Consider the following 22,751-nt stretch of genomic DNA (forward strand, 5'->3'; position numbering starts at 1 on the left):
ACCTCTTGGGGATTGCGGCCGCCTACGCCAGCGTTCAAGAATTTGTTTTTTCAAATATTGCAGCTCCGATTCTTTATCAATTCAATTTGATGTCGTGGGCAGAGGATGTCTTTGATGGCATTGACTGGTTTCTATTTGGCTGCATTCAGATTTTCCTGATCCTTGTTGTGCTGAGAACTTGGAGGCGCTTTGCTCCTGCAGAAAAACAAGGGCGTTTCGCTAAGGCCAGTAGGGCGGATGTGTTTTATACCCTGTTTCATCGCCTAGGCATTTTTCACGGCATCATCTTTATTGCCTTGTCCGGTATCTTTTTTGAAATTGATTCCGTCTTGCATGATTTCCGGTTCGAACATTTTAATGTTGAGTCTTGGTGGCCTGGCGTAACTTCAATTCCTGTGGTCAGTTTTCTCATCTACCTAATCCTCTTCTCTTGGACTTCGTTGACTATCTCTACCACCGTGCCTCACATGTATTTAACTGGTGGTGGCAGCTTCATGCCTTGCATCACAGTCAAACGGTCATGACTGCCTGGTCCGACAATCGCAATCACATTCTTGATGACATCATGCGCGCAACCTTCATGGCTTTCTTCGCGCTATTGTTTGGGGTATCTCCTGGGCAATTCATCATGTTGATTGCACTCAGTCAATTTATTCAAAGCTGGCAGCACGCTAATCTCAAAGTTCACCTGGGGCCTGCAAAGTACTTGCTCATTTCTCCGATGTACCATCGCATGCATCATGCTGTGGGCTACGGGCATGAGGCACAAGGCAAACCTGGGGTCTTAGGTGGCTGTAACTTTGGAATATTGTTTCCATGGTGGGATATGGCATTTCGAATTGCCATCTTCCCTCAAGAGGTCTATCCTACTGGTGTAAGAAACCTAACCGTTTCTGAAAATATTTTCACTCAACAGTGGCAAGGAATTGTTCGCTCTGTTCGTGAATTGATGCCACAAAGTAAGCGTACATGGGCCATGCCCATTGTATTAAAGAGGAGTTTTATGGTCGGCTTGCAGCAGGTAATGAGATCGTTTGGTTTGGCATTGATAGGAACCATGCATCCGCGGATGCTATGGCTGAGTCTTCGCCCATTTCTAATCATCTCTGTTTTATGGGGTTGTCTCATCTGGCTTACCTGGACTCCTGCACTAGAGGCGCTCAGTATTTTTTTGACGACTTCGATATTTACCAGTTGGATACAAGAAGGTTTAGTTTGGGCCGGCCTTGAAAATGCTAGAGCCTTTATTGCGCCATTATTTTTCGTGATGCTGATCATTCCACTCATCACGATTAGCTTATTAGTTTTAATTGCTTTCTCAACTGTTCCTGCGATCGTAAAGAATGTGATTAGACAAGCCCACTATCAAGATTTGGAATGCAAGCGCGGCGGCGGTTTATTTGGTAGCTTGGTTTATACCTTGTGGTCAGCGCTCATTTGCTTGGTGTTGGTGATGCTAACGTTGCCGGTATGGTGGATCCCTCCGCTGTTTGCAGTCCTTCCTCCTTTGTTGTGGGGTTGGTTAACAATGCGGCTCATGTCTTATGACGTCTTGGCAAAACATGCCAGCACAGAAGAGCGGGATCTATTATTGGAAAAGTATCGTTGGTCTTTGCTTACCATGGGAATTATCTCTGGAATGCTGGGCGCCGTACCTACATTCTTCTGGGCTACTTCGGCACTAGCATTGGTCTTATTCCCAATTGTGAGTTTTGTAGCGCTTTGGATTTACTCGCTCATTTTTGTTTTTGCTGCACTCTGGTTTAGTCATTTCTTATTGGATGCCTTGAAAGAATTGCGGCAAGATGAATTGGATAAAGCGCTGACAGTGCAATCACGTGTAGTTGACATGGAACTTCCCAATCATGGTTGATGTAATGAAAACAGTTGAAATAGATGATCCAACCAAGGCGCAACGTCGCTTTGGCTTGATTGTGATTGGCGATGAGATCTTGTCTGGGCGCCGTCAAGACAAATACATGAGCAAGATCATTGAATTGCTCAATGAGCGCGGCCTGAGTCTGTCATGGGCCAAGTATGTTGCCGATGATCCTGCGCAAATTACTGCAACCTTAAAGGAAAGTTTTGCGAGCGGTGATGTAGTGTTTAGTACTGGCGGCATTGGCGCTACTCCTGATGACCACACACGTCAATGTGCTGCTCTTGCCTTGGGTACAAAAACAGAATTGCATCCGACTGCTAAAGAGTTAATTGCTGGACGTATTCAGTCAATGGCCGAAGGCGATCCGATCAAGGCGGATTTAAATACTCCTGAAAACCAACATCGCTTCAAGATGAGTGAATTCCCAATTGGTAGTGACATTATTCCCAACCCCTATAACCAAATTCCGGGCTTTCGGATTAAAGAGCATCACTTTGTCCCTGGCTTTCCAGTAATGGCCGCCCCTATGATGGCTTGGTGCTTGGATACTTACTACAGGGATCTTTTCCACCAAGAGAACTGGGCAGAGCAGAGTTTTATTGTTCCTAAGGGCATCGAATCCACATTGACACCTCTTATGGAGCGCATAGAGGCCAATTTCCCTGGGGTAAAGGTCTTTAGTCTTCCGTCGGTTGGGGATGCCTCTAGGGGCGGTGTTTATGCTCAGCGCTATATCGAGCTAGGTATCAAAGGCAATGCCAACCTCTTGGAAGAAAGTGCATGGATTGCTTTGCGGGCAGGTACCCAAGAGCTCGGTTACGAAATCCACGACATCAGCTAAGCTAAAACGCACTAAAAAGGTGCAAATAGGGGTTTTTGAGCCTGGATACGGGGTAATTCAGCACTTAAACAGTGCAATAATGAGAGTTCCCATTTGTTTGCTTCGGTAAATTACATACATCCATAAGGCATGTTTGGTGCCTGGAATAAACAAGGGTGTATGCCTTAAGTTTTGATTCCGAATTTAGTTAATAGAGGAGATTTGCATGACGAAGACCGTCGCTGATGTGATGAAGTTAGTTAAGGAGAAAGAATGTACTTTCGTTGATTTCCGCTTTGTAGATACAAAGGGTAAAGAACAACACACGACAGTTCCTATTTTTGCTTTTGACGAAGACAAATTTGAGAGCGGTCATGCATTTGACGGTTCTTCTATTGCTGGTTGGAAGGGTATTGAAGCCTCTGATATGTTGCTCAAACCAGATCCAACAGCTGCTTATATCGACCCATTCTATGAAGAGCCAACTTTGGTATTGACATGCGATGTGATCGAGCCAGCTGATGGCAAAGGTTACGACCGTGACCCACGTTCTATCGCTAAGCGCGCTGAAGCATATTTGAAGAGCACTGGCTTGGGTGATACAGCGTACTTTGGTCCAGAACCAGAATTCTTTATTTTTGACGGCGTTCGTTGGGGTGCCGACATGCAGGGTTGCTTCGTGAAGATTGATTCCGAAGAGGCTCCATGGTCTTCAGCTGCTGAAATCAAAGTTGGTAACACTGGTCACCGTCCAGGCAAAAAAGGCGGCTACTTCCCAGTTGCTCCTGTAGATACATTCCAAGACGTGCGTTCTGAAATGTGTTTGATTCTCGAATCACTGGGTATTCCTGTTGAAGTTCATCACCATGAAGTTGCTGGTCAAGGCCAAAACGAATTGGGTACAAAGTTCAGCACATTGGTGCAGCGCGCTGACTGGACTATCTGGCAGAAATATGTCATTCAAAACGTTGCTCATGCATACGGCAAGACTGCAACATTCATGCCTAAGCCAGTAGTTGGCGATAACGGTTCTGGTATGCACGTTCACCAATCTATTTGGAAAAACGGCGAGAACTTGTTTGCTGGTAATGGCTATGCTGGTTTGTCAGAGTTTGCTCTGTTCTACATCGGCGGCATCATCAAGCACGCTAAGGCATTGAATGCGATTACTAACCCAGGTACAAACTCATACAAGCGTTTGGTACCAGGCTTTGAAGCTCCAGTTAAGTTGGCTTACTCAGCACGTAACCGCTCCGCTTCAATTCGTATTCCACACGTTCCAAGTCCTAAGGGTCGTCGTATTGAGACTCGCTTCCCAGATCCATTGGCTAACCCATACCTCTGCTTCTCTGCATTGATGATGGCTGGTTTGGATGGCGTTCAGAACAAGATTCATCCAGGCGAAGCTGCTGACAAGAACTTGTATGACTTGCCACCAGAAGAAGATGCAAAGATCCCAACCGTTTGCGCAAGCTTGGAAGAGGCATTGGATGCATTGAAGAAAGATCACGAGTTCTTGACTCGCGGTGGTGTATTCACGGAGTCCATGATTGATGCATATATCAATTTGAAGATGGAAGATGTCACACGTTTCCGTATGACTACACATCCAATCGAATTTGATATGTACTACTCCCTGTAAGCGAAGGAGAGAACTTGAGCGCAGGTATGTTGCGCAATTCGTTCAAGGGAGCAGCTTCGGCTGCTCCTTTTTTTCCGACATTGCTCGATCAGATGCCCAATGCCATAGTGGTATTTAGGGCGGAGACCCAACAATTGGTGTACGTGAACCCGGCTGCCGAGTCAGCTTTGGATCTTTCGCGTAAGTCACTTGAGGGGCAATCTGTGCATGGTTTGTTTGGCGAGAATGAGGCTCTTGCTTACATGATTAGTGAAGTAAAGCTAGGTCATGTGCAGGCTCAACGTCAAGAAATGGTTTTGCATTCATTACCAGGCAGTATTCATCAGGATTCAATCCCAGCGCATGTGGCGATTGCTTTGCTTGATGATCCTGAGTTGCTGATGATGGAATGGTTTCCGATAGATCAGCAGCTTCGCAGCGAACGCGATGAACGCGTAACGCAGCAGGTGGAAGCCAATAAACAATTGATGCGCAATTTGGCGCATGAGATTAAGAACCCATTGGGTGGAATTCGTGGGGCCGCCCAGTTATTAGAGTTTGAACTCCCTGAAAAGGGTCTGCGCGAGTACACGCAAGTAATCATTAAAGAATCAGATCGCCTGCAGACTTTGGTTGATCGCCTTTTGGCGCCGCATCGCAAGGCCCATGTGATGGAGTCCTTCAATGTGCATGAGGCATTAGAGCGTGTGCGTAGCTTGGTATTGGCAGAGTTTCCAAAAGGTTTGCGGATCATACGCAATTACGACAAAAGGCAGTATTACAGGCGGCATTGGAAGTGACTCGTGGTCGTCGTGTTGAGGCTGAGGCTGCACAGCGTCTTGGCATTGGTCGGAATACGATCACTCGTAAATTGCAGGAACTTGGGATTGATGACTGATTCAGTTCGGATTGCAGCGTGGAATGTGAACTCCTTAAAAGTTCGCCTTCCGCACGTCCTACGCTGGCTGCAGGATCAAGAAAAGGCAAAAAAACCGATTGATGCCCTTTGCTTGCAAGAATTAAAACTGACGGATGATAAGTATCCCCATCAAGAGTTAGAGGAGGCTGGTTATCTGAGTTTGGCAGCAGGGCAAAAGACTTATAACGGCGTTGCCATTATTGTTCGTAAAGCTGCTTTAGCGCCTATTGCATCTGATTTGGCAACTACCTTTCTAAAGCCCGTTAGAAATATTCCAAACTTTGTAGATGAACAGCAGCGTATCTTAGCGGCAACCATTCCATTTGCAGGTATGCAGCCTATTAGATTGGTCTCGGCTTACTTTCCTAATGGACAGTCGCCTGATAGCGATAAGTTTGTTTATAAATTGAGCTGGCTTAATGCCCTGCAAACTTGGATGGCGCAAGAACTCGAACAAACTTCACGTTTGGCGCTTTTAGGAGATTTCAATATTGCGCCTGCCGATGCTGATGTGCATGACCCTAAAGCCTGGGAAGGGCAGAACCTAGTTTCTCAACCAGAGCGTGATGCCTTTCAAGCGCTGATCGGTCTTGGATTGCATGATTCCTTCAGAATGTTCGAGCAAGCTCCAAAAACATTTAGTTGGTGGGACTATCGTATGATGGGTTTCAGAAGAAATGCTGGCATGCGTATTGATCACATCTTGCTCAGCGATGCGCTAAAGGAAAAATGCAGCGCTAGTACGGTAGATAAAGAGCCGAGAACCTGGGAGCAGCCATCAGATCATGCTCCTGTCATTGCTGAGATTAAAAAATCCTAATACTGCTATAAGATTATTAAATCTTTAGAGTGTTGAGCTGCAAATCATCCATGACGCCAATTTTGTATTCCTATCGCAGATGCCCATATGCCATGAGGGCTCGTATGGCATTGAAGTATGCGGGGATTGCGCTCGAGCATCGAGAAATTTCCTTAAGGGAGAAGCCAAAATCGATGCTACTTGCTTCGCCCAAAGGCGCTGTGCCGGTTTTATGCTTAGATGGGCGCGTGATCGATCAAAGCTTAGACATCATGCATTGGGTGCTGAGTCAGTCAGACCCAAATGGCTGGATGGCTATTGATCCGGTTATCGCTCAAGCGTGGATTGAAAAAAACGATAGCGTATTTAAGAAGGAAGCTGCTTGATCAATACAAGTACCCAAATCGCTACCCAGAACTAAATCCAGAAGATGTTTTAAGAGATTCGGTTGAGCGCATTCTTAAGCCCATGGAGACTACTTTAAATTCCACACAGTATCTATTGGGGGATAGTGTAAGTTGGGTGGACATTGCTATCTTCCCGTTTATCAGGCAGTTTGCTATGGTTGATTCACAGAGATTTGCAGAGTTAGCTCTTCCTGCCACTCAAAAATGGCTAGCTCAACTGATTGAGTCGCCATTATTTGAGTCGGTGATGGAAAAGCATCCAGTGTGGATTGACTCAAGCGCTAACTAAGCAAGCCCACCGTGTCGAAGTAAGGCATCAATACTGGGTTCTCTACCTCTAAAGGCTTTGAAGGACTCAGCAGCAGGGCGACTTCCGCCTACTTCGAGTATTTCCTGGCGATAACGAATGCCGGTCTTCTCATCTAATACGCTGCCAGTGAGTTTTGCCGCCTCTTCAAAAGCCGAATAGACGTCTGCAGATAGAACCTCCGCCCATTTATAGCTGTAATAGCCAGCTGCATAGCCGCCAGCAAAGATGTGGCTAAAGGTATTAATCCAGCGCGAGATCTCGGGCTGAGGAATGACGTTGAATTCATCAGCGATAGTTCTAGATAGATCCAAAACCGCCTGACCTTTGGCATTCTTCGCATCAAAGCTAGCATGTAAGCGCCAATCTGTTAGTGACATCACAACCTGACGTAAGGTCATATAACCATTCTGAAAGTTTTTAGCAGCCAGGATTTTTTCAAACAGCTCTCGTGGCAATGGTTTGCCGGTTTTTGCATGGGCAGTCATTTTTTTCAGAACTTCCCACTCCCAGCAGAAGTTTTCCATAAATTGACTTGGCAACTCAACAGCATCCCACTCAACACCATTAATGCCTGATACGCCTAAAGCACTCACTTGCGTTAAAAGGTGGTGTAGGCCATGGCCACTTTCATGAAAGAGAGTGATGACATCATCATGGGTGATAGTGGGTTGGCGTAGAACACCATCTACCTTAACCGGAGGTGCAAAGTTACAAACTAAGTAAGCAACCGGCACCTGAATTTCACCGTTAGGGAGCTCTCTACGTCCACGCGCATCATCCATCCACGCACCGCCGCGCTTTCCTGGGCGAGCATAGGGATCTAGGTAGAAATAAGCCACGATATTGCCCTTGGCATTCTTCACTGAGAAGGATTGCACATCAGCATGCTAGGTTGGTAGGTCTGCTGATTCAATTTTGACGCCAAAAAGAGTTTGAATCACCTTGAATAGACCGTCCAATACCTTTGGTAATGGGAAGTATTGCTTGAGTTCATTTTCTGAAAATGAATACCGCTCTTGTTTTAATCTCTCAGACGCAAATGCAATATCCCAAGGTTCAAGACCATTGGTAAGCCCTAGAGTGTTTGCAAAATCAGAGAGTTCTTGCCAATCTTTTTTCGCAAATGGTTTGGCCTTTTGTGCAAAATTCGTTAAGAAGGAATCAACCTCCTCAACGGTATCAGCCATTTTTGGGGCCAAACTCAGGGCGGCATAGTTTGCAAACCCCAGCATCTGTGCTTCTTCATCACGTAGGCGCAGTTGATCGAGCATATTTTGGGCGTTATCCAAATCCAATTTTCCGTTGGCATACTTTGGTGCTAGCTCTGAAGCGCGAGTGACGTAAGCCTCATACATTAAGCGTCGCAAGGCGCGGTTTTCTGAGTATTGCATTACCGGGTAGTACGATGGGAAGTGGAGGGTGAAAGCCCAGCCTTGCAGATTCTTTTGTTGCGCCGTATCGGCCGCAGCGGCAATCGCATCGTCTGGTAGGCCAATTAATTCCGCTTTATCTGTAACCAAGTGAACAAAGCCATCGGTGGCATCTAAGACGTGATCAGAAAAGGCCTTTCCTAAAACTGCTTGCTCATCTTGTATCTGGGAAAAGCGGGGCTTGTCAGCATCGCTTAATTCGGCGCCGCCTAAACGAAAATCTCGTAATGAGTTTTCGATTACTTTTCTCTGGGCGGCACTTAACTTGGAAAACTCAGGATTTGCGCTCAGCTCTTTAAACTTTTTATAGAGTTCTAAATTTTGTCCAAGACTAGAAAAGAATGCAGTTACTTCAGGAAGCATTTCGCCATAAGCAGCGCGTAACTCTGGTGTATCAGCTACGCTATTGAGGTGTGAGATGACGCCCCAAGACCTTCCTAAAAATTCTGTTGCATCTTCCAGCGGTTCTGCCAGTGCATTCCAAGTCGCAGCAGTATTGGGATTGACTGCAACATCCACGGCTTCTTGTACTCGTCCAAGAAGGTACCCAATTGCAGGCGCAATGTGTTCAGGCTTTACTTCAGAGTAGGCTGCGATACCTCTACCAAAGGTCAGCAAGGGATCATTTTTGCCAAAAGTCCCAGTAAATTCCTTAAGGTTTAGCAGCCTTTTCAGCAGCTTCTAATGTGTTCATTAAAAGCATGGTGATAGTCATAGGGCCTACGCCACCAGGAACTGGGGTGATCCAGCCAGCAACATATTTAGCTGTATCAAAGTCTACGTCGCCGCAGAGCTTACCATCTGGCAGGCGATTGATACCGACGTCAATGACAACGGCGCCATTTTTAACCATATCACCAGAAATCATTTTGGGCTTACCGGTAGCCACCACCAAAATATCAGCATCTTTAGTGTGGTGCGCCAAGTCACGGGTCTTACTATTGCAAATGGTTACTGTTGCGCCTGCTTGCAATAGCAACATAGCCATTGGCTTGCCAACAATATTTGATGCACCAACAATGACGGCACGTGCTCCACGAATTGGATATTCAATGCTTTCCAGAATCTTCATGCAGCCATAGGGAGTGCAAGGCTTGAATTCTGGCTGACCAACCATCAATGCGCCAGCATTTGCAACGTGAAAGCCATCCACATCTTTTTCCGGGGCAATCGCTTCAAGAACGCGCTCAGAAGCAATATGCTCTGGCAATGGAAGTTGAACCAAAATGCCATGAATAGCAGAGCCTGCATTTAAGGTTGCGATACGGGCTAGTAATTCTTCTTCGCCTAGCTCAACAGAGTAGCGCTCTAAAACAGAATGAAAGCCAACGTTTTCGCAAGCCTTCATTTTATTGCGAACATACACAGCGCTGGCAGGATTATCGCCAACCACAATCACTGCTAACCCAGGTCTAACGCCTTTGGCAGTAACAATTGCACCGCGAGCAGCAATTTCAGTGCGCAGTTTTTTGGAGAGCACGTTTCCGTCTAGTAATTGAGCTGGCATCTAGCTTGAACCTACTATTAATTGGGTTGCGGGTCAGACAAAGCGAGGCGGAGGAGGTCCGCAACAGTATTGACGTTGAGCTTTTCCATGATGTTGGCGCGATGTGCTTCAACCGTCTTAATGGAAATGCCCAAATCATCAGCGATCTGCTTGTTTAAACGACCGGCAACGATACGCTCAAGCACTTGACGCTCACGACCTGTTAATTTGCTGAGTAAGCTTTGAGTAATCTTGCGTTGGCTAGCTTGTGAGTAGTCAATGCGTGCTTTAGCAAGCATGCGATCTACCAAGCCACAAAGATCGTTCTCTTTGAATGGTTTTTCAATGAAATCTACTGCGCCACGATTCATGGTGGATACCGCCATGGAGACATCGCCGTGACCGGTAATGAATGCAACAGGCATTGGCAGGTTTTCGCTGGTAAGGCGCTCTTGAAGTTCAAGGCCAGACATGCCGGGCATGCGCACATCTAAAATGGCGCAAGAAATAGTGGATTTATCAGTGCTTTGGAGTGATTGCAAGAAGCGTTCGGCGCTTGCGTGGCAGCGAACTACATAACCATTGCTTTCTAAAAGCCAAGTGAGCGAATCACGAACAGCTTCATCGTCATCAACTACATATACAACTTCAGCTTGGTTTGGTTTTGCAGTAGCACTTAAGTTCATATCGGTTCTCGTGTGGTAATTCTAAAAATTCGATGATTAAACATTAGCCGCAGAATCTGGCGATTCCAGCGGTAGAAGTATTGTAAAGGTGCAGCCAGCCAGCCTGGTCTGTTCTGAATCCTTGACGTTGGTGGCCCAAAGCCTGCCGTGATGGGATTCAATGATAGAACGGCAAATATTGAGTCCCATGCCCATTCCGTCGGATTTAGTGCTGAAAAATGGCTCAAATATGCGTTCTATGACGTTTTCAGGTATCCCGCCCCCTGCGTCTGTAACCTGAATGCGGAGCATGGCAGGAAAGATACTGGTATCCAAATCTGCGCTAATTTTGACTGGAGGCGCTGACCAGCGAGAGGAGAGGGGGTAGGCCTCGCGCATGCTATCTAAAGCATTTTTAAGGAGATTCACCACCACCTGCAAAATCAAGACGGGATCCAAGTCAACCAAAGGAAGGTTTTCAGCAACTTCTGAGCTAATGGTTAGGCGATGGCGATGGGCCTCAATTTCCACCAGACCTACTGCATCACTAATAATTTCATTAATGCAGGAAGCCTTACTTTGGGGTTCGCTGCGTTTTACGAAGCCTCTGATGCGCTGAATGATGGTTCCGGCGCGGTGCGCTTGATCAGATGCTTTTTCAAGAGCCGGTAAAATTTCTTTGCTAATAGCGGGATCTAAATTTCCATCTAAGCGTTTCGCAACGCCCATGCAATAGTTCGAGATGGCCGCCAAAGGCTGGTTCAATTCATGCGCTAGCGAAGACGCCATTTCACCCATGGTGGTCAAGCGACTTGTAAATTGCATGCGCTCTTGTTGCTGTCGCGCCAGGTCTTCCGCCTCTTTGCGACTAGTGATGTCTGTGGCAATCAATAGTTGCGCTAGTAGATGACCATCAACCCAGGGAATGAAGCGATGTCGCACTTCAAACCATTTATTGCTACCATCGGTCAATTGAATATCTTCTGACTCTGATTCTTGGTAAAGAAATGAGGTAGGAATGCCATCACGAACATAGTCATGAAGATCTTGTGCAATATTGTGCAAAGCTGGAAGTCTGATGTCTTGATGGGCTAATTGGAAATGTCCTTTGGAGTCATCGCCAAAGTTTTCGCGATAAAAGCGGTTGGCGAACAGTAGCTCGTCCGTCTCCAGGGATACGACAGAGACAGCCGCATCCAAACTTTCTAGAACAGTAGTAAAGCGTTCTTGTGATGCAGCTAATTCTTCCCGAATCTTTTTTGGTTCAGAAATATCAATCAAGGAGGTAACCCAACCGGTTTGCTTGCCCTTTTCATTAATGAGTGGGGCAATAAAAGTGCGGGTTTGGATTTAAGGAGCCATCGCGACGCAAGATGGCTCCTTAAATGCCCATCTTGCCAGTTCCGACATCCGCCTTTAAGGCGCGGTTCATTTTCTCTACCAGCTCATCTCTTCTGCTATCGGGCCAAAAAGGGAAGGGCGGCATGAGTCCGATCAATTCTTTTTGGGTCCACCCCGTCATCTCACAAAATGCTCGATTGACATAGGCGATGCGCTTTTGCATGTCATGCGCACGGATACCCACAGGGGTGGAGTTTTCCATTGCGCTTCGAAAGTTGGTTTCGCTGCGAAGACTGGCTTCAGCCTCCTGACGAACCTGCATTTGTTTGAGTACTGACCACAGACTCCAGATCACGAATACCGATAGTCCAAGCACTACACCAATCAACATCCTGAATGTCAGATTCGTTGGGGGCGGATAGGTATCAATCCGAAGCGTCAGGTTTGGGCTAAGAACACCAATATCGAGAGAAGTTTGATTGCTAAAAGCTCTTTTTGGCGTATTGCGATCGGAAGAAATGGCTAGAACTTGTTCGTTATCTGTAAGCAGGGTGAAGCGGTAATGTGCTTTAAGTTCGTTTGGTATGACATCTAATAGGCCCTGTGATGTGTAGAGCACGGCCAGAAAGCCAACCACTTCACCGCTCACGATATTGGGTACGACTTGCCAAAAATGATTTTTTCTTTCTCTAGCGAGAGGTTCGCTGCTGGCAATGTTAGGGGAGAAGAAGTGGCTAAATGCTGCTCTGGCTGGTTACCTTGCTGAGCTCAATAGTGGAATTTAATGCGTCGTTAGTGGCTGGATCAGATTGGGTTTTGACTAGCCAATCATTTTTATTGGCATTTGGCGGGACCACCCATTGACGCTCATTTCTATTATTTAACGAAATGATTTTGATAATTTCATGATTGTTGATTACTAGCTCATCAGCTTGCTCGAAAGCAATTTGCTTGAGTTTGGTTTGGTTATCGCTCGCGGCAATTTCCCGATTAATGGTGGAGAGTAAATTCACATTGCTAACAAAACGCGTTTGAATCCGTTGCTTTGCAAAAGACAGTTCTCTAAAGAGGGCGGCTTCTTGTTGACTCTTTTCTTGCAAATGTAATGCCCCCAGGATGATGCCCATTACCGAGGTAAAGAGCACGATCGCCAATAAAGGGGTGTAAACGAGCCTAAATCCCCGAATTTTGCGTAGCCATTTGAATGGCCTAAGAAATAGGTTAGAAGAGGCTGATACTTTCATGAATACTAAGCATTTTGCCCTAATGCGCGCTCTAAATTAGGATTTCTGATCTTATATACTATATATAGAGCCTCTTATAATTTGCACCGCAATAAAATACCACATTATGAGAAATACTATCATTATGTGGAAAATTGCTTGTTTACACCCATATACCTTCCTAGAATGTTGCCTATAGAGTTAATGGCTAATAAATAAGTATTCAATGGAGACAAATATGGCAGCGGTTCCAGAGCAGATTTTAGGTAAGCAAAACGCCCAAGACGTTGATCTGGGTGAGACTCAAGAATGGTTACAAGCGCTTGATGGCGTGATTCGTAACGAAGGTCCTGAACGGGCTGCCTATTTAATAGACCAACAAATTTCTCATGCAAGGGTAAATGGTGTAGTCCAACCTTTCCATGCGGAGACCCCTTACATCAATACCATTCCAGTTGAAAATCAGGCGCGCTTACCAGGCGACCAGAATGTTGAGCACCGTATTCGTTCATACACTCGCTGGAACGCAATGGCGATGGTTCTGCGTGCAAATAAAGATACCAATGTTGGTGGGCACATCTCTTCATTTCAGTCTGCGGCAACTTTGTATGACGTAGGTTTCAATCACTTCTGGCATGCGCCATCTCCAGAGCATGGTGGCGATCTCATATTTGTTCAAGGTCACTCAGCGCCGGGCGTGTATGCACGTGCTTATATGTTGGGCCGTCTTGAAGACAGTCAGCTCGATAACTTCCGCCAAGAAGTTGGTGGCAAAGGTATCTCTAGCTATCCACACCCATGGTTGATGCCAGACTTCTGGCAGTTCCCAACGGTATCGATGGGTTTGGGTCCAATCATGGCGATCTACCAAGCGCGCTTCATGAAGTACCTGACAGACCGTGGATTTATTCAGGAGCAAAGCCGCAAGGTTTGGGCTTTCCTCGGTGACGGTGAAACCGACGAGCCAGAGTCTTTGGGCGCGATTGGTATGGCTGGTCGTGAAAAACTCGACAACCTCATTTTTGTTATCAACTGTAACTTGCAGCGCTTAGATGGACCAGTGCGCGGTAATGGAAAAATTATTCAGGAGCTTGAAGGCGAGTTCCGTGGCGCTGGTTGGAATGTCATCAAAGTAGTGTGGGGCGGACAATGGGACGCCTTATTCGCTCGTGACAAAAAGGGCATCTTGATGCAGCGTCTTGGCGAAATCGTTGACGGTCAGTATCAGACGATGAAGTCTAAGAATGGCGCCTATGTTCGTGAGATCGTATTTAATACGCCAGAACTAAAGGCCTTGGTAAGCGACTGGAGTGATGACGAGATTTGGCAACTGAATCGTGGCGGCCATGATCCTCATAAAGTCTTTGCAGCTTTCCATGCTGCCGTAAATCACAAAGAGCAACCAACGGTTATCTTGGCTCACACCATTAAAGGTTACGGTATGGGTGGATCTGGTGAGGCGATGAATATTGCCCACCAAGCTAAGAAGATGAATGCGGATGACGTACGTCGTTTCCGTGATCGCTTTGAGATTCCAGTTAAGGATGAGCAGTTAGATGAAATGCCTTTAGTGAAGTTCGCTGAAGGCAGCCCTGAGCTCGAGTACATGAAGGCGCGCCGTCAAGAATTGGGCGGTTACTTGCCGCAACGTCGCACCAAAGCTGAGAGCTTGCCAGTCCCGGCGCTGGATGTTTTTGCACCTTTGCTTGAGGCAACCACAGAAGGCCGTGAAATTTCTACAACGATGGCGTTTGTGCGCATGCTCAATACTGTCGTGCGTGACAAGGTATTAGGTAAACGCGTAGTGCCGATCGTTCCGGATGAGTCTCGCACCTTTGGTATGGAGGGTATGTTCCGCCAGTTAGGCATCTGGAATCAGTTGGGTCAGCTCTACACCCCAGAAGATCATGATCAATTGATGTTCTACAAAGAGGATAAGACCGGCCAGATTTTGCAAGAGGGTATTAATGAAGCTGGCGGTATGTGCGACTGGATTGCAGCTGCTACTTCTTACTCCACTCATGGCGTGCCAATGTTGCCTTTCTACATCTTCTACTCGATGTTTGGCTTCCAACGTATTGGTGACTTAGCATGGGCGGCTGGTGATATGCGTAGCCGTGGTTTCTTGTTGGGCGGTACGGCCGGCAGAACTACTTTGAATGGCGAAGGCTTGCAACACGAAGATGGTCATAGCCATCTGTGGAGTGGGGCAGTTCCGAACTGTATTAGCTACGATCCAACATTCTTATTTGAATTGGCGGTAGTGATTCAGGACGGTATGCGTCGCATGCTAGAAGTTCAAGAAGACGTGTATTACTACGTGACTTTGATGAATGAGAACTATGCGCATCCAGCAATGCCTAAGGGTGCTGAAAAAGACATCATCAAGGGGATGTACAAGCTGAAGTCTGTTGGTGATGCCAACGCAAAACTGCGCGTACAGCTCTTAGGCTCTGGAACCATCTTCCGTGAAGTAATTGAAGCTGCTGAGATTCTCCATAAAGACTGGGGTATCGCTGCAGACTTGTGGGGTTGCCCAAGCTTTACTGAGCTTGGTCGCGATTGGACTGCGGTACACCGCAATAACCTTTTAAATCCTACGGCTGCTCCAGCTTTATCTCATGTTGAGAAGTGCCTCAAAGACACCTCTGGCCCTGTGATCGCTGCAACTGACTACGTTCGTTTATTTGCTGAGCAAATTCGTCCAGCAATTCAACATATGGGTCGTCGCTATGAGGTCTTGGGTACCGATGGATTTGGTCGTTCCGATACTCGCGAAAAACTCCGTGATTTCTTTGAAGTAGATCGTCGTTGGGTTGTAGTAACTGCGTTGAGATCTTTGGTTGACTCTGGTCAGCTTGATCGCTCTAAGTTGGCCGAAGCGATTAAGAAATACAACATCGACACTACTAAACCAAACCCAATGACGGTTTGATAAGAGATAAATACTATGAGTCAAATAATTGAAATCAAAGTCCCGGATATCGGCGACTACAAAGATGTGCCGGTGATCGAAGTATTGGTTAAAGCTGGTGACAAGGTTGAGAAAGAACAATCTATCGTTGTTCTCGAATCTGACAAAGCAACCATGGATGTACCTTCATCACACTCTGGCATCGTCAAGGAAGTCAAAGTGAAGGTTGGTGACAATCTCTCCGAGGGATCGGTGGTTGTTATTTTGGAAGGCGGATCTTCGTCTGCCGCTCCAGCGCCAGCATCCACAAATGCACCAGTGGTACCCGCGGTAAATAAGGCGCCTGCTGTAGAGCCTCCTATTGCTCGTGCCCCTGCACCACCTCCTGTAAGCAGTACACCTGCACCAGTAGATGCAGCAGTTAGCCATGCAAGTCCATCAGTTCGTAAATTTGCACGTGAACTCGGTGTCACTATTACGCAGGTCAAAGGTTCTGGTCCTAAAGGCCGCATTACACAAGAAGACGTCCAAGCATTTGTGAAGGCTGCCATGAGTGGTGGAGCAGGTAGTTCCGCGTCGGCCTCTGGTGGCGGTAGCTTGGGCGGATTAAATCTGATTCCTTGGCCTAAGGTTGATTTCACGAAGTTTGGTGAGATTGAGCGCCAGCCATTAAATCGTATTAAGAAACTCACGGCCGCCAATTTAGGCCGTAACTGGGTCATGATCCCAGCGGTGACCTATCACGAAGATGCTGATATTACTGATTTAGAAGCCTTCCGTGTTCTCACTAATAAAGAGAATGAGAAGAAGGGTGTTAAGATCACGATGCTCGCTTTCTTAATGAAGGCTGCTGTTGCTGCATTGAAAAAATATCCAGAGTTCAACAGCTCCTTGGATGGCGATGATCTGATTCTGAAGAAGTACTTCAATATTGGTTTTGCAGCCGATACGCCAACTGGTTTGGTTGTACCGGTCATTAAAGATGCAGACAAGAAGGGCATCTTTGAATTGGCTAAAGAAACTTCAGAGTTAGCGGCACTTGCTCGTGATGGCAAACTAAAACCAGATCAAATGCAAGGTGCAAGTTTCACAATCTCCTCTTTAGGTGGTATTGGTGGAACCTACTTCTCGCCGATTGTGAACGCTCCGGAAGTTGCGATCCTTGGTGTAAGCAAAGCCTCTATGAAGCCTGTATGGGATGGTAAGCAATTTGTGCCTCGTCTCATTTGCCCATTGTCTCTATCTGCCGATCATCGCGTGATTGATGGCGCATTGGCCACGCGTTTCAATGTGTACATTGCTCAGCTCTTGGCCGACTTCCGTCGCGCCAGTCTGTAAGGAGGATCTATGGCTAAGCAAATGATCCTTGTTCCGGATATTGGTGATTATTCAGATGTACCGGTGATTGAAGTATTAGTAAAAGTTGGCGATGTCATTGAAAAAGAACAGCCGCTATTGGTGCTTGAATCTGATAAAGCGACTATGGAAGTGCCGGCTGATGCTGCAGGTACTGTGACTAGCATTGCAGTCAAGCTAGGAGATAAGGTTAGCAAGGGTTCTGTGATTGCGGAGATAGAGGCAAGCGGTGCTGCACCTGCACCTGCGGCTAAGCCTACCCCAGCACCAGCTACACCAATAATTACAGCAGCTCCTGCGCCGATAGCTGGTCAATACAGTGGCAAAGTGGATCATGAGTGTGAAGTCTTGGTTCTTGGCGCTGGCCCTGGCGGCTATAGCGCAACATTTCGTAGTGCTGACTTGGGTATGAACACAGTTTTAGTTGAGCGTTATCCAACTTTGGGTGGCGTTTGCTTAAACGTAGGTTGCATTCCATCTAAGGCGTTGCTGCACACAACTTCTGTCATGGATGAAGTGAAGACCATGGCTAAACACGGCATTACTTTTGGTGCGCCAAAGATCGAGATTGATCAATTGCGTGGTTACAAAGAATCTGTGATTGCAAAATTAACAGGCGGCCTCGCTGGCATGGCTAAAGCACGTAAAGTGAAAGTTGTTCGTGGCTTAGGTAAATTCTTAGATGCGAATCACGTTGAGGTTGAATTAACTGATGGTGCTGGCCAAGACCTCACAGGTAAAAAAGAAGTAGTGCGCTTTCAGAAGGCGATCATTGCCGCTGGTAGTCAGCCTGTGAAGCTGCCTTTCTTGCCAGAAGATCCGCGTATTGTTGATAGCACGGGCGCTTTGCTACTGAAGAGCATTCCAAAGCGTATGTTGGTTATTGGCGGCGGCATTATTGGTTTAGAGATGGCAACCGTCTACAGCACGCTAGGGTCACGCATTGATATTGCCGAGATGATGGATGGTCTCATGGCGGGAGCTGATCGTGATTTAGAAAAGGTCTGGGAGAAATTCAATGCCGGACGTTTTGAAAAGATCATGCTCAAGACCCGCGCAGATAAGGCGGAAGTGAAGCCAGATGGTATCCAAGTAACGTTTGAAGGTGAAAATGCACCAGCTGAGCCACAAACCTACGACTTGGTGTTGGTTGCTGTGGGACGCACGCCAAATGGCAAGAAGATTGATGCTGGTAAGGCAGGTGTTCAAGTTGATGAGCGCAGCTTCATTCCAGTTGACAAGCAAATGCGCACCAACGTTTCCAATATTTTTGCGATCGGCGATCTAGTTGGGCAGCCAATGTTGGCGCATAAAGCGGTTCACGAAGGCCATGTAGCGGCTGAAGCTGCTGCAGGTGAAAAATCCTATTTCGATGCGAAGCAAATTCCATCTGTTGCCTATACTGACCCAGAAGTTGCTTGGGCTGGATTAACAGAGGAGCAGTGTAAAGCTCAAGGCATTGCTTACGAAAAAGGTCTATTCCCTTGGGCGGCCAGTGGTCGTGCAATTGCTAATGGGCGTGATGAAGGTTTTACTAAACTCATTTTTGATGCTACGACCCATCGCATTATTGGTGGCGGTATTGTTGGTACACACGCCGGTGATTTGATTGGCGAAGTTTGTTTGGCGATCGAGATGGGCGCAGACGCCGTAGATATCGGCAAGACCATCCATCCTCATCCAACCCTGGGCGAGTCTGTGGGTTTAGCTGCTGAAGCTGCGCATGGTCATTGCACTGACTTGCCTCCCGTTAAGAAGAGGTCATAAGCTAGTTCGTGAGAGCTGCCTAGAGTATTAGGTATTAAAGAAAAAGCCCCGAGAGATCGGGGCTTTTGCATTGCAGACCAAAGTCTGCGATTGAAACAATGGCAATTATTTCTTTTTGGCGGCCTTGGTGGCAGAGTCTGCAGCTTTGAAGACTGTGTCTGCTGTGGTGTGCAGATTGGTTTGGGCAACTTCAACTGCATGCTTGACTGCTTTTTGGCTGGTTTCAAATACGTTGTTTGCTGAAGCGATGGCTTGCTTCATTGCTTGCACGGCGGCATCAGAACCAGCGGGTGCATTTTTAGTCCACTCTTCAACCAAAGAATTCACTTTCTTTTGACCCGCTTGAAATTCTTTTTCAGCTGACTGGGTAAAACTATTTTGAGTCTCATGAGCCAATTCATATAAGTGACGGCTATACGCCATGATCTTTTCTGCCATTGGTTGAACGGCTTCGGCTTGATGGGCGAGCAGCTGTTGAATGTCTTTCACTTCCAAAGCTTTCTTGGCGCTATTCATGCTATCGCCTAAGGTTTGCTTGGCAATGTGCATATTGAGTTCAACTAATTTCTTAATGCTCTGGAGCGCCTGGTTAGTTAAACCGCTGAGCGTTTCTAAATTGGCTTTTTGTGCTGCTGCGATTTGTTCAGGTGTTAAGTTCATTTCGTTCCCTTTCAAATGGGTCTTTTTTTGACAGATTTACGTATGTCTTCTATTTTAATTTCTTCTGCAGCGCGATAAGCGATTAATATTGCGCGGCAGCATAAAAAGAAGCTGCTGGACCACTTGGGTATGGGAATTCCAAAAGAGCCTAAAATCAGTGTTTAGATAAATATTCTTAATATTTTTAGCAAGTTACCCATGAAGCTAAGCCTCGATAACGCCATTGCACCTATATTTGTACTCATTTGGAGTACTGGGTTTGTGATTGCGCGTTTGGCAATGCCTTATGTAGAGCCGGCCACTTTCTTATTTTGGCGTTTTGCGGGTGTTTTGGCGGCCATGGCTGCGCTTAGCTTGGTTTGGAGAATTACTTGGCCAAGCTGGTCTCAAATTAAGCACATTGCAGTCGCAGGTATGTTGCTGCAATTTGGCTACCTCTTAGGCGTTTGGTTTGCCGTGCGTCTTGGTATGACCGCGGGACTGGTTGCCATCATCGTTGGTCTTCAACCTATTTTGACGGCTTGGTTTGCTGCATGGGTATCAGAGAAGGTAACGCCAAGACAGTGGATCGGTTTGGCTTTTGGTTTTGCTGGAGTTGCTTTGGTTGTGGCTGAGAAGATTGGATTTGCGCACATTCCTTTTGCTAGCTACGTGCTGGCATTTATTGCACTTCTATCGATTACGTTTGGAACGCTATATCAGAAAAAATTCTGCCCCGTATTTGATTTGCGTGCAGGATCCTCAATTCAGTTTGGCGTCTCTGCAGTTCTCTGTTTTGTCTGTATGTATTTCTTTGAAACTGGCGTCATGGTTTGGAATGCATCAGTCATCGGTGCGTTGTTGTGGGCGATCTTTCCACTGTCTATTGGATCGATCAGTCTGTTATTTATGATGATTCGTAAAGGGGCTGCAACTAAGGTAACCAGTCTTTTGTACCTCACGCCACCGACAACGGCAGCAATGGCATGGCTCTTATTTGACGAGCCATTTACCCTAATGATGGCTGCCGGTCTATGTTTGACGATGACAGGGGTGGTTCTGGTAAATGCACGTCAAACCAACACAGTAGCGACGATTGCAGAGTAGGGCAGGTGAAATAAAGCCAATTTAGTGGAATGAATTAACCAAGATGGGGCGAATAAATCACTTTGCCCTCAAGAAATTAATTATCATTCCGTATGTTTTGGAAGGTATTTTGGGATGCGTTTGAATCGATTTTGGCTCTTGGTCTGCACATTGCTGTTTGCTGTTGGCGCTACTCTAAATAGTCCTGTCATTGCTTCCACTAAGGATAAGGAAAAGCAGGCAAAGACAACTAAAGTAGTTACGAAGACTGCTTCAAAGTCCCCCAAAAAGCCAAAAGCCGTTCGAGTCACGGTTACTCGTTCAAATGAACCGGTGATACCTGCAAGACCATCACTTGCTACTGCCTTAGGTTTACGTGGTCAGCATGATGACCTTAACCTCAAATCAAGCGTTGCAATGGTAGTTAATCAAGACACTAAAGAAGTGTATTTTGAAAAAAATCCATCTGTGAGTTTGCCGATTGCTTCAATCACAAAGCTGATGACTGCAATGGTGGTATTGGATTCCAAATTGCCATTAGATGAAACACTCGTGATTAATGCGGATGATGTGCATATCTATCGCACCTCACGCTTAGCAGGTGGCACAGTGCTTACTCGTGAAGAGGCATTGCTGCTAGCGCTTATGTCTTCTGAGAACCGTGCGGCATATACCTTGGGTCGAAATTATCCAGGCGGCATTCCAGCATTTGTGGATGCAATGAATCGTAAGGCAAAAGATTTGGGAATGGATCATTCGCATTTTGCCGATCCTACTGGGCTTCTCAGCGAGAACGTAGCAACCGCCGAAGATTTAACGCGCATGCTAAATGCGGCTTATCAATACAAGATGATCCGCGAGTTCTCTACTTGGCCAGATTTGACTATGGTGATTGCAAAGCGTCCCCAGAAGTTCTTAAATACCAACCGACTAGTACGTTCTGGCGATATGAATATCGGCCTTCAGAAAACTGGCTTCATTAACGCTGCCGGTAAGTGCTTGGTGATGCAGGCTAGAGTCAACAACACGCCATTGCTATTGGTGTTCTTGGATTCTGTCGGTACACAGTCTCGTTTTGCGGATGCAGTGCGCGTTCGTGACTGGTATGAGCGCATGCCATCTGGTGCGCAACCAATTCGCCGCTTGATGTAATTCTGTGGGTGTAGATTAGGCCGAAGTACCTGGCTCTGCAGACTTGGGTTTAAAGCCCATTCCTTTGGAGATTTGCAGGGCAGTGTCTTGTAGCACTCTAAGCCAATCTGCCTGAATTCTGTCAGTTGGGGCGCTCAGAGATAAACCGGCAACCAATTTACCAGTGTCATCCAAAATAGGGGCAGCAAGACAGCTCACGCCTAGCTCGAGCTCTTCATCATCGCGAGCGTTACCCACTTTTCGAACTTGATTTAATTCGGTTTCGAGTTTGGCTAAATCGGTAATGCTGTTTCTGGTGTGCCCAGACAAACCGGTGCGCGTGACATAAGCGCGAACCTGATTGGGATCATCACTAGCTAAGAATAGTTTTCCTACCGAGGTGAGATGCAAAGGTGCGCGACCACCAATGGCGCGAACCACTTGCATGCCAGAACGTTCGCTCTATAAGCGCGATCGATATAAACAATCTCATCGCCTTGGCGCACGGATAGGTTGACAGTCTCGCCCGTCAGCTTGTGTAGGGTGCGCATATGTACTTGGGCAGCATCACGTACAGAGAGTCTGCCTTTTACAAGATTGCCTAGCTCTAATAGTTTGAGACCCAGTCGATAGGTACCACCGTCACCGCGCTCGACTAATCTGCAGGCGACCATATCGTTCAGGATGCGGTGAAGCGGTAGATGGGTGTAGGCCACAGTCTGCTCAGCGAGGCTTTTAAGGCTACAGGACTCTTCTTGATCGGCTAGGGCGTCCAGCAAATTCATCATGCGCTCCCACCACCTGGATGGCTGTTTTGCCAACTTCACCAGTATTTTTAGAGGTTTTGACGACTTTGCTTGTGTTCATAGGGCTAATTGTAGCGATTTTTGGGCTGCAATTGCATATTATGAAATTGGATTTTATAGATCCCAGTGCTAAAAAGCCTAGTTTTGGT

General features: G+C 46.7%; 19 protein-coding genes and 3 pseudogenes. 14 read left to right on the top strand and 8 right to left on the bottom strand.

Features of this window, described 5'->3' with window-relative positions; translation table 11 throughout:
* The first annotated feature begins 5 nt into the window (after positions 1 to 5).
* The 9 genes and pseudogenes from DXE27_RS09270 (at position 6) to DXE27_RS09775 (ending at position 6,737) form a co-directional block, all read left to right on the top strand.
* Positions 6 to 524, top strand: coding sequence for a hypothetical protein (locus tag DXE27_RS09270; protein WP_197712357.1), 519 nt, complete (start codon positions 6 to 8; stop codon positions 522 to 524).
* On the top strand, positions 431 to 1,873 hold the full coding sequence (locus tag DXE27_RS09275; RefSeq protein WP_197712358.1) for a sterol desaturase family protein: 1,443 nt from the start codon (positions 431 to 433) through the stop codon (positions 1,871 to 1,873). The genes DXE27_RS09270 and DXE27_RS09275 overlap by 94 nt, the downstream gene beginning before the upstream one ends.
* 4 nt (positions 1,874 to 1,877) lie before the next feature.
* Positions 1,878 to 2,723: a competence/damage-inducible protein A gene (locus DXE27_RS06845; protein ID WP_231969720.1), complete on the top strand. Its 846-nt coding sequence runs from the start codon at positions 1,878 to 1,880 to the stop codon at positions 2,721 to 2,723.
* Between the two features lie 205 nt (positions 2,724 to 2,928).
* Entirely contained in the window at positions 2,929 to 4,344 is a 1,416-nt protein-coding gene (glnA, locus tag DXE27_RS06850; protein WP_128113395.1) for a type I glutamate--ammonia ligase, read from the top strand.
* Between the two features lie 26 nt (positions 4,345 to 4,370).
* Positions 4,371 to 5,123, top strand: a complete 753-nt coding sequence (locus DXE27_RS06855; protein WP_269459830.1) for a two-component system sensor histidine kinase NtrB — start codon at positions 4,371 to 4,373, stop codon at positions 5,121 to 5,123.
* A pseudogene (locus tag DXE27_RS06860) lies at positions 5,096 to 5,221 on the top strand (helix-turn-helix domain-containing protein); the annotation flags it as partial. The gene DXE27_RS06855 and the pseudogene DXE27_RS06860, both read left to right, overlap by 28 nt.
* Complete coding sequence (xth, locus tag DXE27_RS06865) at positions 5,214 to 6,062, top strand: exodeoxyribonuclease III (RefSeq protein ID WP_128113396.1); 849 nt, start codon at positions 5,214 to 5,216, stop codon at positions 6,060 to 6,062. The pseudogene DXE27_RS06860 and the gene xth, both read left to right, overlap by 8 nt.
* Before the next feature lie 29 nt (positions 6,063 to 6,091).
* Positions 6,092 to 6,427, top strand: a complete 336-nt coding sequence (locus tag DXE27_RS09770; RefSeq protein ID WP_231969721.1) for a glutathione S-transferase N-terminal domain-containing protein — start codon at positions 6,092 to 6,094, stop codon at positions 6,425 to 6,427.
* Positions 6,387 to 6,737, top strand: coding sequence for a glutathione binding-like protein (locus tag DXE27_RS09775; RefSeq protein WP_231969722.1), 351 nt, complete (start codon positions 6,387 to 6,389; stop codon positions 6,735 to 6,737). Before DXE27_RS09770 ends, DXE27_RS09775 begins: the two co-directional genes overlap by 41 nt.
* Here DXE27_RS09775 and DXE27_RS06875 read toward each other — a convergent pair.
* From DXE27_RS06875 to DXE27_RS09290, 6 genes and pseudogenes are all read right to left on the bottom strand, one after another.
* Positions 6,734 to 8,854, bottom strand: a pseudogene (locus tag DXE27_RS06875) (M3 family metallopeptidase). The gene DXE27_RS09775 and the pseudogene DXE27_RS06875 sit on opposite strands and share 4 nt — an antisense overlap.
* Entirely contained in the window at positions 8,841 to 9,695 is an 855-nt protein-coding gene (folD, locus tag DXE27_RS06880; RefSeq protein ID WP_128113397.1) for a bifunctional methylenetetrahydrofolate dehydrogenase/methenyltetrahydrofolate cyclohydrolase FolD, read from the bottom strand. Before folD ends, DXE27_RS06875 begins: the two are co-directional and overlap by 14 nt.
* Before the next feature lie 17 nt (positions 9,696 to 9,712).
* The gene (locus DXE27_RS06885) at positions 9,713 to 10,360 is read right to left on the bottom strand and encodes a response regulator transcription factor (protein ID WP_128113398.1); all 648 of its coding nucleotides are present in this window, start codon (positions 10,358 to 10,360) and stop codon (positions 9,713 to 9,715) included.
* A 36-nt stretch (positions 10,361 to 10,396) separates the two neighbouring features.
* The gene (locus tag DXE27_RS09280) at positions 10,397 to 11,620 is read right to left on the bottom strand and encodes a PAS domain-containing sensor histidine kinase (protein WP_197712359.1); all 1,224 of its coding nucleotides are present in this window, start codon (positions 11,618 to 11,620) and stop codon (positions 10,397 to 10,399) included.
* Positions 11,621 to 11,720: 100 nt separating this feature from the next.
* A complete protein-coding gene (locus DXE27_RS09285) occupies positions 11,721 to 12,329 on the bottom strand; it encodes a PAS domain S-box protein (RefSeq protein ID WP_197712360.1) in 609 nt (202 codons plus the stop codon).
* An 85-nt stretch (positions 12,330 to 12,414) separates the two neighbouring features.
* On the bottom strand, positions 12,415 to 12,834 hold the full coding sequence (locus DXE27_RS09290) for a hypothetical protein (protein ID WP_197712361.1): 420 nt from the start codon (positions 12,832 to 12,834) through the stop codon (positions 12,415 to 12,417).
* A 307-nt stretch (positions 12,835 to 13,141) separates the two neighbouring features.
* Here DXE27_RS09290 and aceE point away from each other — a divergent pair, with 307 nt between their 5' ends.
* Genes aceE through lpdA form a run of 3 tightly spaced genes read left to right on the top strand, consistent with a single transcriptional unit; the run spans position 13,142 to position 18,940 of the window.
* Complete coding sequence (gene aceE / locus DXE27_RS06895; RefSeq protein ID WP_128113399.1) at positions 13,142 to 15,838, top strand: pyruvate dehydrogenase (acetyl-transferring), homodimeric type; 2,697 nt, start codon at positions 13,142 to 13,144, stop codon at positions 15,836 to 15,838.
* A gap of 15 nt (positions 15,839 to 15,853) precedes the next feature.
* A complete protein-coding gene (gene aceF / locus DXE27_RS06900; protein ID WP_128113400.1) occupies positions 15,854 to 17,155 on the top strand; it encodes a dihydrolipoyllysine-residue acetyltransferase in 1,302 nt (433 codons plus the stop codon).
* Between the two features lie 9 nt (positions 17,156 to 17,164).
* On the top strand, positions 17,165 to 18,940 hold the full coding sequence (gene lpdA, locus DXE27_RS06905; RefSeq protein ID WP_128113401.1) for a dihydrolipoyl dehydrogenase: 1,776 nt from the start codon (positions 17,165 to 17,167) through the stop codon (positions 18,938 to 18,940).
* A gap of 105 nt (positions 18,941 to 19,045) precedes the next feature.
* Here the strand turns inward: lpdA and DXE27_RS06910 are convergent, their stop codons facing one another.
* Positions 19,046 to 19,600 (bottom strand): phasin family protein, encoded by a 555-nt coding sequence (locus DXE27_RS06910; protein ID WP_128113402.1) that lies wholly within the window; start codon positions 19,598 to 19,600, stop codon positions 19,046 to 19,048.
* 198 nt (positions 19,601 to 19,798) lie between these two features.
* On the opposite strand from DXE27_RS06910, the gene DXE27_RS06915 reads away from it, so the two are divergent.
* Positions 19,799 to 20,686, top strand: coding sequence for a DMT family transporter (locus DXE27_RS06915; protein ID WP_128113403.1), 888 nt, complete (start codon positions 19,799 to 19,801; stop codon positions 20,684 to 20,686).
* Between the two features lie 114 nt (positions 20,687 to 20,800).
* On the top strand, positions 20,801 to 21,817 hold the full coding sequence (locus DXE27_RS06920; protein WP_128113404.1) for a serine hydrolase: 1,017 nt from the start codon (positions 20,801 to 20,803) through the stop codon (positions 21,815 to 21,817).
* 15 nt (positions 21,818 to 21,832) lie between these two features.
* On the opposite strand, the pseudogene DXE27_RS06925 reads toward DXE27_RS06920, so the two are convergent.
* A pseudogene (locus DXE27_RS06925) lies at positions 21,833 to 22,663 on the bottom strand (IclR family transcriptional regulator).
* Positions 22,664 to 22,751: the final 88 nt, after the last annotated feature.

Origin of the sequence: Polynucleobacter necessarius, assembly GCF_900096755.1 — a bacterium.
GTDB lineage: Bacteria > Pseudomonadota > Gammaproteobacteria > Burkholderiales > Burkholderiaceae > Polynucleobacter > Polynucleobacter necessarius_K.

Coding starts and splice junctions, on each gene's coding strand:
- DXE27_RS06885 (WP_128113398.1), bottom strand. CDS start 10,360: ATGAACTTAAGTGCTACTGCAAAACCAAACCAAGCTGAAGTTGTATAT.
- glnA (WP_128113395.1), top strand. CDS start 2,929: ATGACGAAGACCGTCGCTGATGTGATGAAGTTAGTTAAGGAGAAAGAA.
- lpdA (WP_128113401.1), top strand. CDS start 17,165: ATGGCTAAGCAAATGATCCTTGTTCCGGATATTGGTGATTATTCAGAT.
- DXE27_RS06915 (WP_128113403.1), top strand. CDS start 19,799: ATGAAGCTAAGCCTCGATAACGCCATTGCACCTATATTTGTACTCATT.
- DXE27_RS06845 (WP_231969720.1), top strand. CDS start 1,878: ATGAAAACAGTTGAAATAGATGATCCAACCAAGGCGCAACGTCGCTTT.
- DXE27_RS06855 (WP_269459830.1), top strand. CDS start 4,371: ATGTTGCGCAATTCGTTCAAGGGAGCAGCTTCGGCTGCTCCTTTTTTT.
- DXE27_RS06910 (WP_128113402.1), bottom strand. CDS start 19,600: ATGAACTTAACACCTGAACAAATCGCAGCAGCACAAAAAGCCAATTTA.
- aceF (WP_128113400.1), top strand. CDS start 15,854: ATGAGTCAAATAATTGAAATCAAAGTCCCGGATATCGGCGACTACAAA.
- aceE (WP_128113399.1), top strand. CDS start 13,142: ATGGCAGCGGTTCCAGAGCAGATTTTAGGTAAGCAAAACGCCCAAGAC.
- DXE27_RS06920 (WP_128113404.1), top strand. CDS start 20,801: ATGCGTTTGAATCGATTTTGGCTCTTGGTCTGCACATTGCTGTTTGCT.
- xth (WP_128113396.1), top strand. CDS start 5,214: ATGACTGATTCAGTTCGGATTGCAGCGTGGAATGTGAACTCCTTAAAA.
- folD (WP_128113397.1), bottom strand. CDS start 9,695: ATGCCAGCTCAATTACTAGACGGAAACGTGCTCTCCAAAAAACTGCGC.